Source organism: Neoroseomonas lacus (assembly GCF_014644535.1).
In the GTDB taxonomy this organism is placed as follows: Bacteria; Pseudomonadota; Alphaproteobacteria; order Acetobacterales; family Acetobacteraceae; genus Neoroseomonas; species Neoroseomonas lacus.
On the sequence record NZ_BMKW01000004.1, the window covers coordinates 38,814 to 51,930 of the forward strand.

At 71.0% G+C, this 13,117-nt stretch carries 12 protein-coding genes; 6 read left to right on the forward strand and 6 right to left on the reverse strand.

Annotation, left to right across the window (positions count from 1 at the left end; all coding sequences use genetic code 11):
- Nucleotides 1-84 precede the first annotated feature (84 nt).
- Nucleotides 85-939, reverse strand: a complete 855-nt coding sequence (locus IEY36_RS08870; RefSeq protein WP_188966696.1) for a TauD/TfdA dioxygenase family protein — start codon at nt 937-939, stop codon at nt 85-87.
- A gap of 75 nt (nt 940-1,014) precedes the next feature.
- Between IEY36_RS08870 and IEY36_RS08875 the strand changes: the two genes are divergently transcribed.
- Nucleotides 1,015-1,674 (forward strand): TetR/AcrR family transcriptional regulator, encoded by a 660-nt coding sequence (locus tag IEY36_RS08875; protein ID WP_188966697.1) that lies wholly within the window; start codon nt 1,015-1,017, stop codon nt 1,672-1,674.
- Between the two features lie 16 nt (nt 1,675-1,690).
- On the opposite strand, the gene IEY36_RS08880 is transcribed toward IEY36_RS08875, so the two are convergent.
- The 5 genes from IEY36_RS08880 to IEY36_RS08900 all read right to left on the reverse strand — a co-directional run bounded on the left by IEY36_RS08880 (nt 1,691) and on the right by IEY36_RS08900 (nt 9,189).
- Nucleotides 1,691-2,659: an MBL fold metallo-hydrolase gene (locus IEY36_RS08880; RefSeq protein ID WP_188966698.1), complete on the reverse strand. Its 969-nt coding sequence runs from the start codon at nt 2,657-2,659 to the stop codon at nt 1,691-1,693.
- Nucleotides 2,660-2,973: 314 nt separating this feature from the next.
- Complete coding sequence (locus IEY36_RS08885; protein ID WP_188966699.1) at nt 2,974-3,552, reverse strand: TetR/AcrR family transcriptional regulator; 579 nt, start codon at nt 3,550-3,552, stop codon at nt 2,974-2,976.
- 71 nt (nt 3,553-3,623) lie between these two features.
- On the reverse strand, nt 3,624-5,051 hold the full coding sequence (gene tldD / locus IEY36_RS08890; RefSeq protein ID WP_188966700.1) for a metalloprotease TldD: 1,428 nt from the start codon (nt 5,049-5,051) through the stop codon (nt 3,624-3,626).
- 56 nt (nt 5,052-5,107) lie between these two features.
- Nucleotides 5,108-8,116, reverse strand: coding sequence for a sensor histidine kinase (locus IEY36_RS08895; RefSeq protein ID WP_188966701.1), 3,009 nt, complete (start codon nt 8,114-8,116; stop codon nt 5,108-5,110).
- Nucleotides 8,113-9,189 carry a COX15/CtaA family protein gene (locus IEY36_RS08900; protein ID WP_188966702.1) on the reverse strand — a complete coding sequence of 359 codons (1,077 nt, stop codon included), beginning with the start codon at nt 9,187-9,189 and terminating at the stop codon, nt 8,113-8,115. The genes IEY36_RS08895 and IEY36_RS08900 overlap by 4 nt, the downstream gene beginning before the upstream one ends.
- Nucleotides 9,190-9,268: 79 nt before the next feature.
- Here IEY36_RS08900 and IEY36_RS08905 point away from each other — a divergent pair, with 79 nt between their 5' ends.
- The 5 genes from IEY36_RS08905 (at nt 9,269) to IEY36_RS08925 (ending at nt 13,110) form a co-directional block, all read left to right on the forward strand.
- Nucleotides 9,269-10,057 (forward strand): glycosyltransferase, encoded by a 789-nt coding sequence (locus tag IEY36_RS08905; protein WP_188966703.1) that lies wholly within the window; start codon nt 9,269-9,271, stop codon nt 10,055-10,057.
- Entirely contained in the window at nt 10,054-10,749 is a 696-nt protein-coding gene (locus tag IEY36_RS08910) for a TVP38/TMEM64 family protein (RefSeq protein ID WP_188966704.1), read from the forward strand. The genes IEY36_RS08905 and IEY36_RS08910 overlap by 4 nt, the downstream gene beginning before the upstream one ends.
- Before the next feature lie 59 nt (nt 10,750-10,808).
- Entirely contained in the window at nt 10,809-12,002 is a 1,194-nt protein-coding gene (gene ubiM / locus IEY36_RS08915; protein ID WP_188966705.1) for a 5-demethoxyubiquinol-8 5-hydroxylase UbiM, read from the forward strand.
- Nucleotides 12,003-12,337: 335 nt separating this feature from the next.
- Entirely contained in the window at nt 12,338-12,670 is a 333-nt protein-coding gene (locus IEY36_RS08920; RefSeq protein WP_188966706.1) for an ArsR/SmtB family transcription factor, read from the forward strand.
- The gene (locus IEY36_RS08925; protein WP_188966707.1) at nt 12,667-13,110 is read left to right on the forward strand and encodes an SRPBCC family protein; all 444 of its coding nucleotides are present in this window, start codon (nt 12,667-12,669) and stop codon (nt 13,108-13,110) included. The genes IEY36_RS08920 and IEY36_RS08925 overlap by 4 nt, the downstream gene beginning before the upstream one ends.
- Nucleotides 13,111-13,117 lie beyond the last annotated feature (7 nt).

Sequence of the window (13,117 nt, forward strand, 5' to 3'; positions counted from 1 at the left end):
AACCTCCTGCGCATGCGCCGGGAAGTCTGGCGCGGACGGCATCGCCCGCCGATGAACCGCTTCAGCCTTCCGCCGCGTCGCCGATCAGGACAGCGCACTGCCTTCCAGCGTGATCCGGTGCAGCAGCCGCCGTTCGCCATGATAGTCGTTCACCGCGTAATGCCAGGTGGCGCGGTTGTCCCAGAAGGCCACCGAGCCTTCGCGCCAGCGGAAGCGGCACTGGAATTCCGGCTTCGCCGCATGCTGGTAGAGGTAGCCGAGCAGCGCCTGGCTTTCCTCCGCGGTCCAGCCCTCGAAGCGCAGGGTGAAGCCGGGGTTGACGTACAACGCGCGGCGGCCGCTGCCGGGGTGGCGGATCACCACCGGATGCACGGCGTCCTGCACCGCCTGCTCGGCGTTGCGCAGGCGGTCCTTCAGGTCGTTGGTGGGGTCGGCGAAGCGCTTGGCCTGCGGGCCAAAGACGTGGCGGCTGGAATGCACCGCGCGCAGCCCCTCGAGCGTCGCCTTCAGCCCATCCGACAGCGCGTCATAGGCGGCGTACATCGAGGCGAAGAGCGTGTCCCCGCCGACCGGCGGCACTTCGCGCGCCAGCAGGATGGAGCCCATGGCGGGTTCGACGTCGTAGCTGTGGTCGGTGTGCCAGCCGCCGCCGATGTTGTTCTTCTGCCCCGGTTCCTTGCGCACCTCGGCGATCGAGGGATAACCCTCGGCATGGGCGAAGAAGCGGTTGACGTTGACCGGCGCGAAGCGCTCGGCGAAGGCGATGTGCTGGTCGGGGGTGATCGTCTGGTCGCGGAAGAACACCACGCCGCGGTCGTACAGCGCGGCGCGGATCAGCGCGACATCGGTCTCGGCCAGGTCGGCGGCAAGGTCGATGCCGTGGATCTCGGCGCCGACGGGGCCGCTCACCGGCTCGACGCTGACGGAATTGCTGCGCATGGGGGTTTCCTGCCTGTTGTCCTGGGCGATAAGAAAAACTAGAATTACAGTTCTAGTCAAGCGGGAGAATCATGCATGGATGCGGCGCTGCTCGACGCGCTGGACCTGCCGGGGGTGTTCCCGGCGCGGCAGGAACGCAGCCGCGCGGTGGTGTTGGCGCTGGTCGAGGCGGGGCTCGACCTGCTGCGCGACCGCAGCTTCGACGCGCTGTCGATCGCCGATCTGTGTGCCGCCGCCGGCGTCACCACGGGGTCCTTCTACGCACGGTTCGAGAGCAAGGAGGCCTTCCTGCATGCCGTGCAGCAACTCGTCGTCGCCGAATCGCTGCGCGACATGGAGGCGCGCCTGCGGCCGGAGCGGTATGCCGGGCTGTCGCTGAGCGCGTTCCTCGACCGGCTGGCGGCCAATGCGGTGCGCTGGCGGCGCCGGCATGAGGGTTTCATCCGGGCCTCGCTGCGGGCGGCGCAGGCTGATGTCGGGGCGTGGTCGCCGATGCGCGAACTCGGGCGCGAACAGGTGGAGCGGGTGCTGCCGATCATCCTCGGCCTGCTCGGCCCGGCGGCGGGGCCAGGGGCGGCGGATGGCGTGCGCTTCGCGTTCCAGATCCTGTTCGGCACGCTGAACAACATGACGCTGGTCGATCCCGGACCCTTCGGCATCCATGACGCGGCGACGCCGCGCCTGCTCGCCGAGGCGATGGCGCGGTTGATCGAGGCGGAGGCGGCGCGGGGGTGAATCCGCGCCGCGCCCGTCAGCCGGCGAGCGGTGGGGTGAATTGCGGGAAATAGGCCGGCACCCAGGCCAGCCGGCCGCCCTCCTGCACGATGTGGCCGAGGCCGGGGAAGGGCATGTGGGCGGAGGCGAGCAGCGCGTGTTCCTCCACCGCCTGGTCGAACAGCCGTCGGCGCATGCGGCGCGCGGCCTCGCGATCGACCTCGAAGGCGATGCCGATGTCGTCGCGGTCCGGATGGATCGCCGGCGAGAACAGCACATCGGCCGAGATCAACAGCGTCTGCCCGCCATCGCTGATGCGGAAGCCGGTATGGCCCGGCGTATGGCCGTTCAGATCCACCGAGGTGATGTAGGACGTGATCGCCTGGCCCGGATCGACGCGGTTGGTGCGGCGATAGGCGCGCACCGCCGCCATGGTGAGGTCGAAACTGCTGTGCAGGAATTCCGGCGCGGCGGCGCGGCGGCCGGGGTCGGTGAACAGTGCGGCATCGGCGCGCGGCAGCAGCAATTCGGCTTCGGGGAAGACCGGCCGGCCATCGGCCAGCAGGCCCGAGAGATGATCGAAATGCGTGTGCGTGATGGCGACGACGTCGATGTCGCGCGGGGCGACGCCGAGCGCCCGCAACGTCGCCGGCAGCCGGCCGGTCAGCGGGAAGACGTCGTTGCCGGCGCCGGTGTCGATCAGCACCAAGCGCTCGCCGTCATCGACCAGCCAGGCGGTGATGTTGAGCCAGAGCGAGCGGGTGTCGCCATTCTGGATGGCGGCGACGCGGCGGGCGATCTCGGCCGGGGGCGCGCCTGGCCACCAGTCGAGGGGGGTTTCGTTGGGGCCGTCGGAGAGGAAATGCACGGTGACACGGCCGATGCGCAGGCTCGCCACGGCCGGCAGGGCCGTCGGGGTGGGGCGGGCCAGGACAGGGGTGGTGGCGGCCAGCGGGGCAGCGGCGAGGCCACCGAACAAGAGGCGGCGCGGGAGGGTGGGGGGCATGGCGGGTACTCCGGTTGGGGGAGGGACGGAACCGAAGGGGCGTCGCCCCTCCGGGCCACCCCACCAAAGGCCTAAGGGCCTCTGGACACCTTCGTTTGGCGCCGGGCTCGAGTGGCATTCCGCCGTGCGCGCAGCGGCGGGTCTTGGCGCCCGGGCTGCGATCGGCGCTCGGCACCAAAAGACGGCATTCCAAAGGGCAGTGCCCTTTGGTGGGGTGGTTTGGAGGGGCAAGGCCCCTCCAATGCTTGCTGCACTCTGCGACTGGACATTCAAGAGATGACCAGTCGTCTTATGCGCAAGCAAATGAAGGCCCGTCACGGTGCGAGCAACCGGTCGAGGGCGCGAAAGAAGGCGTCGAAGGCGAGGCCATGGGGTTCGACCTTGGCGCGCTGCACCGAGCCCTGCCAAGCGGCGAGCAGCATCCGCGCCAAGTCGTCCGGTGCGAGATCCCGGCGGATCTGCCCGGCGGCGGCGCCTTCGGCGATGCAGCCAGCCAGGGCAGCGGTCCAGTCGCGATGGATCTCGGCGACGCGGGCGGCGATCTGCGGGCCGGCGGCGGGCGCCTCTATGGCGAAATTGCCGATCAGGCAGCCGCATTCGAGGCCCTGCGCCGTGCCGGCGGCGGCGACCGCCCGGAAATGCGCGCGCAGCCGCTCCATCGCCGGTCCACCGGTGGCATGCAGGGGCGCCCGCAACGCCGCGCCATCGGCCCAGTAGCTGTCGAGCGCGGCGAGACCAAAGGCCGCCTTGCTGGGGAAGTGATTGTAGAAGGACCCCTTGGGCACGCCCGCCGCCGCGGTGATCTCCTGCACCCCGGTGGCGGCGAAGCCATGGGCGTGGATGCTCTGCCGGCCGGCGGCGAGAAGGCGGTCATGGGTGCTGTGGCGTGCCATGTTACACAACATGACCGGTCGTCTTGTATTTTTCAAGAGGCAGGGCGACGCTGTCGCGCCGCCCGGCTGCTTCAGACCGCCGTGCCGCCCACCGTCAACCCGGCCATCTTCAGCGTCGGCTGGCCGACGCCTACCGGCACGCCCTGGCCCTGCTTGCCGCAGGTGCCGATGCCGGGGTCCAGCGCCATGTCGTTGGCGACCATCGTCACCTTGGTCAGCGCGTCCGGGCCGTTGCCGATCAGTGTCGCGCCCTTCACCGGCGCGCCGATCTTCCCGTTCTCGATGAGGTAGGCCTCCGAGGCGCTGAACACGAATTTGCCCGAGGTGATGTCCACCTGCCCGCCGCCGAAATTCACCGCATAGAGGCCGCGCTTGACGGACGCGATCACCTCGCCCGGATCATGCGCGCCACCCAGCATGACGGTGTTGGTCATGCGTGGCATCGGGATATGCGCAAAGGATTGCCGGCGGCCATTGCCGGTGGGTGCCACGCCCATCAGCCGGGCGTTCTGCCGGTCCTGCAGGAAGCCGGTCAGGATGCCGTCCTCGATCAGCACGGTGCGGTTGGTCGGCGTGCCCTCATCGTCCACGGTCAGCGAGCCGCGCCGGTCGGGGATGGTGCCGTCATCGACCACCGTCACGCCCGGTGACGCAATCCGCTGCCCCAGCAGCCCCGCGAAGGCCGAGGTCTTCTTCCGGTTGAAGTCGCCCTCCAGCCCATGGCCGATGGCTTCATGCAGCAGGATCCCCGGCCAGCCAGGGCCGAGCACCACCTCCATCTCGCCCGCCGGGGCAGGGACGCTGTCGAGATTGACCAGCGCCTGGCGCAGCGCCTCCTCGACACCGCCCTTCCAAGTCTGTTCGGTCAGGATGCGGGCGTAGTCGAACCGCCCGCCCGTACCGAAGGACCCGGTCTCGCGCCGACCGTCCTGTTCCACCACCACCGAGATGTTCACCCGCACCAGCGGCCGCAGATCCGCCACGCGCTGGCCATCGGGGCGGATGATCTGCACCGCCTGCCACTCGCCGAAGATCGAGGCCATGACCTGGACCACCCGCGGGTCGCGGGCGCGGGCGAAGGCGTCGATTTCCTGCAGCAGCGCGGTCTTGGCGGCGAAATCCATCTGCGTCAGCGGGTTGGCATCGACATAAAGCCGGGCATTGGTCGCCCGCGGCCCGGCCTCCATCACCCCCGAGCGGCCCTGGCGGACGGCCTTCACCGTCTCGGCGGCGCGGGCCAGGGCGGCGTCGGAGAGTTCGCCCGCATGGGCGTAGCCGGCCGCCTCGCCAGAGACGGCGCGCAGGCCGAAGCCGCGGGTCGCGTCGTAGGAGGCCGTGCGGATGCGGCCATCGTCGATCGAGATGCCTTCGCTTTCACGGTATTCGAGGAACAGCTCGCCATCCTCGCAGCCTTCGGTCGCCTCGCGCAGGCGGGCCTCGGCGGCGGCACGGTCGAGCAGGCCGAAGAACAGGGCGTCGGTGGTGGCAAGGGCCGTCATGTCGTCTCCTGGGTCGCCGTGCTGTCGGGGCCTGCGGGGCCGGCTCGGTCCGTCTCTTACACCGGTTCGGCAGAGATGGTGATGCGCCGCGGCAAGCGAAGTGTCGCGGTGGTGCCAGTCCCCGGCGCGCTGTCGATCGACAGGGAGGCGCCGATCGCCTCGGCGAGCAGCCGCGCCAAATGCAACCCCAGCCCCGAGCCCGGATAGCGCCGCGCGAAAGAGGATTCGAGCTGGGTGAAGGGCTCGAAGGCGCGCGGGATGTCGGCCTCGGCCATACCGATGCCGGTGTCGATGACGCGAAACACCAGGCCGCCGGCGCCGTCATCCGTCGCCTCGAGCCGTATCCGCCCGCCGGCCGGCGTGAATTTCACCGCATTGCCGAGCAGCACCTGCAGGATGCGGCGCAGCCGGCGCTCGTCGCAGGTCGCGCGCGGCAGGTTGGCCGAGGGTTGCGCCTCGAAGGTCAGGCCGGCTGCCTCGGCCTCGGCGCCCATGGTCGCGCCAAGGCCGGCCAGCAGCGTTGCGGGGTCGATCGGGGTCAACGCGATGGCGGGCTCGGCGCTGCCGGCGCGCGCCACGTCCAGGATGTCGTCGATCAGCGACAGCAATTGCCGGCCGGCCTCATGCACCGTGCCGGCATAGTCCGCGACGGTCTCGGGGTCGGGGTTGGCGAGCAGCGCCTCGGCATAGCCGATCACCGCCGAGAGCGGCGTGCGCAGCTCATGGCTCATGGTGGCGAGGAAGCGTGACTTCGCCTCGCTCGCCGCCTCGGCTGCGGCGCGGGCGCGCTCCAGTTCATCGCGGACGCGGCGGTCCTCGGTGACGTCGGTATAGGTGCGCACGAAGCCACCATCGGGCGTGCCGTCGGTCGAGACCTCAATGATCCGGCCATTGGGGCGGCGGCGGATATAGCGGTCGGGGGCGATGAGGGGGCGGTTCCACTGCGTGCTGTCGGCGCGTGGTCCTTCGCCGGGGATGGTGAATTCGCCGCGATCGGTCTGCGCGCGCCGCATCTCGACGAGGGTGGTGCCTGGCAGCATCAGCTCGGGGGGCAGGCCGCACATGTCGGCGGCCAGGGCATTGGCGGCGAGCAGCTTCCCCGCGGCATCGAACAGCGCCATGCCGTGGCGCGTATTGTCGAGCATGACCCGCAGGATGGCGGCGTGCGCGCGTGCTTCGCGCTCGGCCCTGGCGCGGGCGGTGATGTCGAAATGGGTAACGATGAAGCCGCCATCGGGCGTGGGGTCGGAGGAAATCTCGAGCACCCGCTCGCCCGCCACTTCGCGGACGGAGCGATAGGGCTTGCTGCGGTCGAGCGTCAGCGCGGTGTCGAGCAGCGCGGTCGCGCCCGGTTCGGGGCCGAAGGACCCACGGGCGTGCAGGTCCCGCACTAGGTCGTCGAGCAGCACGCCCGGCTTCACCGAACCCTCCTCATGGCCGGCCAGCACGTTCGAGAGCGCATTCGCCACCACCACGCGGCGGTCCGGGCCATAGATCACCAGGCCGTGGCGCATCGAGGCCATCGCCCGTTCCAGCGTCTCGGCGCGATGGCGGGCTTCGTCCTTGGCCTCGACCAGGTCGGTGATATCCGTGTGGGTGATGACGAAGCCGCCATCGGGCGTCGGGTCGGAGGCGACTTCAAGGACACGGCCGCCGGACGTAGTTCGCTGGTAGACATGCGGCTTGCCGCGGTCGATCGCGAGAGCCATGCGCACCACGTCGGAGGCCGCCGGTTCGGGCCCCAGCCGGCCACGGACGTGCAGCTGCTCGATCACCTCCTCGAACCGGCGCCCGACCAGCGGTTCGTCCGGATCGTGGCCGACCAGCGTGCGGGCGAGCTGGTTGGCGGCGACGATGCGGCGGTCGGGCCCGCAGATGACGATGCCGTGCTGGAGAGCGCCGAGCGCCGTCTCCAGCAATTCGGCCCGGCGGCGTGCCTCCTTCTCGGTCTCCCACAGGGCGGTGATGTTGGTGACGACGGAGATATGCCCGCCGTCGGGCAACGGCGCCGTACGGATGTCGAGCGCGGTGCCGTTGGCGCGCAGCCGCCGGCGTTCCTGCGGACGGGAGAGGTCGCGCGCCATCTCCTGCCGGTAGAGGTCCTCGGCCTCGCCGGGGCCGTATTCGCCGGCCCTGGCGCGGCGCTCGATGACGTCGTGGAGTGTGTCGCCGACCTGCAACGGCGCGCCTTCCATCAGCCGCGTATAGGCGTCATTGAACAGCGCGACGCGGCGATCGGGGCCCCAGACGCAGATGCCATGGGGCAGCGCCTGCAGCACGCCATCGAGGATGGCGGCGCGCCGCCGTGCCTCGTCCTCGGCGCGGCGCAGATCGGTGATCTCGTCGGATTCGATGAGGAAGCCGCCATCGGCTTCGGGCGTGCTGTGGAAGCGCACCACCGTGCCATCGAGGCGTTCGCGCTGGCCGCTGAGCGGCTTGCGACGATCGACCTCGATCACGCGCCGGGCATAGGCGCGATCGGTGCTGGTCGGGAATTCCCCGGCCTTGTCCAAGGCCTCCATGATCTCCGTCAGGCTCGGCCGGCCGGCCAGCATGTCGGCGGACGCGCCGTTGTGGCGGCGATAGGCGGGATTGTGGAGCACCAGCCGTTGGCTGGCGTCGAACAGCGCTATGCCGCCGTGCTGCCGGCGCAGCACATGTTCGAGCAGCGCCGCGCGGGCGCGCGCGGCGGCCTCGGCGCGATTGAGCGCCGTGATGTCGACCGAACACAGGATGAATCCGCCGCCCTGCAGCGGCAGGCTCGCCACTTCCGACAGGCGGGCCCCGTCGGCACTGCGCACATGGCGCAGATTGAAGACGCTGCGGTCCTCGGCGAGGGCCCGCTCGGCGAGTGCGGCCGGGTCGCCGGGGCCGAGCATGCCGCGGAAGGCGAGCAGCCGCAGCATGTCGCGCAGCGGCGTGCCGGGCGGGAAGCGGGACGACGGCGTCCCGGCTTCCGCCCATAGCGCGCTGTTGGCGAGGGCGAGACGGTTGCCCGAATCCACCACCATGATGGCGTGGGGCAGGGCCTCGACGGCCAGCAGTGCGGCGTCCTGCGGGGTCACCCGGTTCCAGCCGTCGCAGCGGGGTGGCGCAGAGCATGCAGCGCGAGCAGCGCGCCGGCGAGCACCAGCATGGCCACGCCCTGGTGCAGCGTACCGAGCCAGGCCGGCACCACCATCAGCAGCGTGGCGATGCCCAGCGCGTATTGCAGCGCCACCGCGATGGCGAGGCCCATCACCGCGCCGCGCACCCGCCCGCGCGGCAGGGTGCGGAACGCCAGTACGGCGCCCGCTGTCGCGAGGATCAGCGTCAGGGTCGCGAGGAGGCGATGGTTGAACTGCACCGCCGGGATATTGGCGGTGAAGTTCCTCCAGGCCGGATCCAACACCCAATAGCCACGCGGCACGAGCCTGCCCTCCATCAAGGGAAACGTATTGTAGTCCAACCCGGCGCGGATGCCCGCGACAAAGCCGCCGGCCACCATCGCCAGCACCGCGAGGCCCGCGGCCGCATGCACCAGATGGCGCAGCGAAGCCGGCACCGGCGTTGGATCCGGCTTCGGGCGCAGCAACGTCATCGCCGTCCACACCAGCACACCGAATAGTAGAAAGGCGAGGCTCAAATGAATCACGAGGCGATAGGGGGAGACGGCGGTGCGATCGGCCTCGAAGCCCGAAGCGACCATGAACCAGCCGACCGCGCCCTGCAGCCCGCCCAGGGCGAGCAGCAGCAGCAGCCGCCCGCGATACCCCGCCGGGATGCGGCCGCGCAGCCAGAACCAGGCAAGCCCGGCCACATAGACCAAGCCGATCAGCCGGCCCCAGAAGCGGTGGATCCATTCCAGCCAGAAAATCTGCTTGAACCCTTCCAGCCCGAAGCCCTGGTTGACCAGCTGATATTGCGGGATGGTCCGGTACAGATCGTAAAGCCGGTGCCATTCGGCGTCGGAAATCGGCGGCAGGGCGCCCGACAGCGGCGCCCATTCCATGATCGACAGGCCGGAGCCGGTCAGCCGCGTGGCACCGCCGAGGGCGACCATGACCCACACCAGGGCGGCGACGAGGAGGAGCCAGCGAGCAACCGCCCGGCTGTCGCCGGTGGAGTGATGCTTGGTCGTCGGTGAATCGAAGGGCATGGGCCGGATATAGGCGAGGTCTGGCCGGCGTGAACATGGGCTGCTTGCCGGGGCGGGGCGAGGCTGCTACCGCCCGCCCATGGTTCCCGAGCCCCGCGCCGCATCCGGACCCGCCGTGGCGGGTGGGGACGCCGGCGCGCCCCCCGTCCTGTCCGTCGTCATCCCCGTCCGCAACGAGGCGCCGAACATCGCGCCCCTGGTGGCCGAGATCGAGGCCGCGCTCGCCGCCGTGGCGCACGAGATCGTCTATGTCGATGACGGTTCGACCGACGACACGCCGGCGGCGCTGCGCGCGGTGTGCGAGGCCGGCGCACCGGTCCGGGCCATTCGCCATCGCTCCTCCTGCGGGCAGTCGGCCGCCATCGTCACCGGGGTGAAGGCGGCGCGCGGGCGCTGGATCGCGACGCTGGACGGCGATGGGCAGAACGACCCGGCCGACATCCCCCGCCTGCTCGCGCGTGCCGGGGCGGAGGCCGAGGCAGGCCGGCGGACGCTGGTCGCGGGCCACCGGGTGAACCGGCGCGACAGCGGGGTGAAGCGCTATTCCAGCCGGATCGCCAATGCGGTGCGCTCGCGCCTGCTGCGCGATGCGACGCCCGATACCGGCTGCGGGTTGAAGGTGTTCCCGCGCGACCTGTTCCTCGACCTGCCGCATTTCGATCACATGCACCGCTTCCTGCCGGCGCTGACACTGCGCCAGGGCGGCGCGGTGGTCAGCGAGCCGGTGAACCACCGGCCCCGGGTGCGCGGCGTGTCGAATTACGGGACGCTCGACCGGCTGATGGTCAGCCTGTTCGACCTGGTCGGCATGGCCTGGCTGCAGCGGCGCGGCAGGCGTCCGGTGATCGAGAGCGACCAGGCATCATGAGCGAGCCGGCGGCGTCCGCCCGGCGCCGCACGGCGTTGGTGAAGCTCGCGCTGCTGGCGGCTGGGCTGCTGGTGGCCGGGCTGCTGTTGCGCGAGGTCGGACTGGCGCCCGGCACCAGCTGGGTGGATCGCTGGGTGCTCGGGCAGGGGCTGCTGGGGGACCTAGTGTTCGTCGCGATCGGCGCCGCGGCGACAGCGGCCGGGGCGCCGCGCCAGGGGGTGGCATTCCTCGGCGGCTATGCGCTGGGGGTGGTGCAGGGGACGGTGCTGTCGCTGGCGGCGCAGGTGGTGGGCTGCGCATTGTCGTATCTGTGGGCGCGGGCGGTCGGGCGCGGCTGGGCGGAGCGGCGGCTGGCCGGGCGCTTCGGGCATCGGCTGCGGCCGTTGCGGGACGTGCTGGCGGGCAGCCCGTTCAATGCGACCCTGGCGCTGCGGCTGCTGCCGGTGGGCAACAATCTCGCGCTGAACCTGCTGGCGGGGATGGCGGGGGTCAGCCTGCTGCCGTTCCTGGCCGGTTCGGCGATCGGCTATCTGCCGCAGACGGTGGTGTTCGCCCTGCTCGGCAAGGGCATCCGGGTGGATGGCGCCTGGCAGCTCGGGCTGGGGGTCGGGCTGTTCGTGGTCTCGGCGGTGATCGGGCTGCTGCTGCTGCGTCAGCATCAGGCGGGGCGCGCGCTGGAAGAAGACGGCTGACGCGCGCCATCTTTGCGCAGGATCATGGACGGCACGGGCGGAGCGGGAGACGAAACGGCATGGATACGGATGTCGCCATCATCGGGGCCGGGCCGGCGGGCCTCGCCCTTGCCTGCGCGCTGGCCGAGAGCGGGCTGCGCATCACATTGCTGGAACGCGCGCCGGAAGCGGCGATCGCCGCGCCGGCCTTCGACGGACGCGAGATCGCGCTGACGCATCGCTCGCAGGACATCCTGCGCGAGCTGGGTGCCTGGGCGCGCATCCCCGAGGCCGAGACGGCGCCGCTGCGCGAGGCGAAGGTGGTCAATGGCGCCTCGCCGCTGGCGCTGCGCTTCGCGCCGGGGCGGGATGGGGAACCCCTCGGGCGGCTGGTGCCGAACCAGGCGATCCGCCGCGCGCTGTATGAGACGGCGGCGGGCACCGAGGCGCGGCTGCTGGCCGGGCGGGCGGTGACCGGGCTGTCCTTGGCGGCCGACGGCGCGACGGTGACGCTCGATGGCGGGGAGGCGGTGACGGCGCGGCTGGTCATCGCGGCGGATTCGCGGTTTTCCGAGGCGCGGCGGCGGGCTGGGATCGGCGCGGCGATGCTCGATTTCGGGCGGACCATGATCGTCGCGCGCGTGGCGCATGAGGCGCCGCATGGCGGGGTCGCGACCGAGTGGTTCGGCCATGGCCAGACCATCGCGATGTTGCCGTTGAACGGGGCGATGTCCTCGGTGGTGCTGACGCTGCCGCCGACGGAGGCCGAGGCGGCGATGGCATCGTCGGACGAGGAATTCGGCGCGGAGGTGACGCGGCGTTTCGAGTCACGGCTGGGTCCGATGCAGTTGGCCGGGACACGACACGCCTATCCGCTGGTCGCGGCCTATGCGCATCGGTTTGCCGGGCGGCGTTTCGCGCTGCTGGGGGATGCGGCGGTGGGGATGCATCCGGTCACCGCGCATGGTTTCAATTTCGGGCTGTCGGGGGCGGAAATCCTGGCCGGCGAGATCCGTCGCGGGACGGATCCCGGTGCGGCGGCGGGGTTGGCGCGGTATGCCGCCGCGCATCGGCGGGCGACGCTGCCGCTGTTCCTTGCGACCAATGCCGTGGCGCGGCTGTATTCGGATGACCGGCGACCGGCACGGTTGGCACGGACGGCGTTGATCGGCGCGGGGGCGGTGCTGGCGCCGGTGCGCCGGGCGATCGTGGCCGGGCTGATGGATGCGCGTGGCAAGGGCCGGGAGGCGTTGAAGGTGGCGCCGGGGCGGTAGGTTGGAGAAGGGCTTTGCCCCTCTCCAAACCTCACCCCACCAGGGTGCCGGGCACCCTGGACCGCCGGAATTGGGTGTCGGGCTGGGCGGCAGCGCCGAGTTGATGACTGTGCATGGCGCACAGTGCCCAGAGGCGAAACCTGGCGCCGGGCCCGCCGCAGCCCTTTCAGGAATGCCCGTCCTGCCCAACACCAAGTTGAGGTTTCCAAAGGCCCTTAGGCCTTTGGTGGGGTGAGGTCCGGAGAGGGGCAAAGCCCCTCTCCGCTTCCGCCATTGCCGCTTCCCGCGACATTTCGATTTGACGGTGCCCTCGCCATGCGCCAACACTTAACCAAATGGTTCAGTGTAACCCACCCGATCTCGACCGAATCTTCGGCGCCCTGACCGACCCGACTAGGCGCGCCCTGCTGGCGCGCCTGGCCGAGCATGACAGCCTGTCGATCGGCGACCTGGCCCGGCCACTGCCGATGTCCCTGCCGGCGGTGATCAAGCACCTTGATGTGCTGGAGGGGGCGGGGCTGATCGCCCGCCACAAAACCGGGCGGACGGTCGCCTGCCGCCTGGTCGCGGCGCCGATGGAGGACGCGATGGGCTGGCTGCGCCGCTACACCCGCTTCTGGGAGGAGAGCCTCGACCGCCTCGCCGCCGTGGTGGAGCGCGCGCCATGAGCGCGACCGTCCCGAGCCTGACCCTGGTGCGCCGGCTGCGTGCGCCGCCGGCGCGCGTCTTCGAGGCCTGGAGCAGCGCCGAGGGGCTGGCCGGTTGGTTCGGCCCGCACCACACGCGCGTCGAGGCGGCGGAGGTCGATGCCCGGGCCGGCGGCCGCTTCCGCGTCGTGCTGCGGGAGGACAACGGCGCGCGGCACGAGGTCGGCGGCCGCTACACCGAGGTGACGCCGGGCGAGGGGCTCGCCTTCACCTGGGCCTGGCACAGCGCGCCCGAGCGCGAATCCCGCGTCACCATCCGCCTGCGCGCGGTGGCGGAAGGGACCGAGCTGACACTCACCCATGACCGCTTCGCCGATGCCGATACGGCGGGACGGCACCGGCGCGGCTGGACGGAATCGCTCGAACGGCTGGCAGCCCTGGTCGAGGGGCACGGCGCATGACGGAGGA

Excerpts from the sequence above, each read along its gene's own strand:
- IEY36_RS08870 (WP_188966696.1), bottom strand. The coding sequence starts at position 939 with ATGCGCAGCAATTCCGTCAGCGTCGAGCCGGTGAGCGGCCCCGTCGGC.
- IEY36_RS08875 (WP_188966697.1), top strand. The coding sequence starts at position 1,015 with ATGGATGCGGCGCTGCTCGACGCGCTGGACCTGCCGGGGGTGTTCCCG.
- IEY36_RS08880 (WP_188966698.1), bottom strand. The coding sequence starts at position 2,659 with ATGCCCCCCACCCTCCCGCGCCGCCTCTTGTTCGGTGGCCTCGCCGCT.
- IEY36_RS08885 (WP_188966699.1), bottom strand. The coding sequence starts at position 3,552 with ATGGCACGCCACAGCACCCATGACCGCCTTCTCGCCGCCGGCCGGCAG.
- tldD (WP_188966700.1), bottom strand. The coding sequence starts at position 5,051 with ATGACGGCCCTTGCCACCACCGACGCCCTGTTCTTCGGCCTGCTCGAC.
- IEY36_RS08900 (WP_188966702.1), bottom strand. The coding sequence starts at position 9,189 with ATGCCCTTCGATTCACCGACGACCAAGCATCACTCCACCGGCGACAGC.
- IEY36_RS08905 (WP_188966703.1), top strand. The coding sequence starts at position 9,269 with ATGGTTCCCGAGCCCCGCGCCGCATCCGGACCCGCCGTGGCGGGTGGG.
- IEY36_RS08910 (WP_188966704.1), top strand. The coding sequence starts at position 10,054 with ATGAGCGAGCCGGCGGCGTCCGCCCGGCGCCGCACGGCGTTGGTGAAG.
- ubiM (WP_188966705.1), top strand. The coding sequence starts at position 10,809 with ATGGATACGGATGTCGCCATCATCGGGGCCGGGCCGGCGGGCCTCGCC.
- IEY36_RS08920 (WP_188966706.1), top strand. The coding sequence starts at position 12,338 with ATGGTTCAGTGTAACCCACCCGATCTCGACCGAATCTTCGGCGCCCTG.
- IEY36_RS08925 (WP_188966707.1), top strand. The coding sequence starts at position 12,667 with ATGAGCGCGACCGTCCCGAGCCTGACCCTGGTGCGCCGGCTGCGTGCG.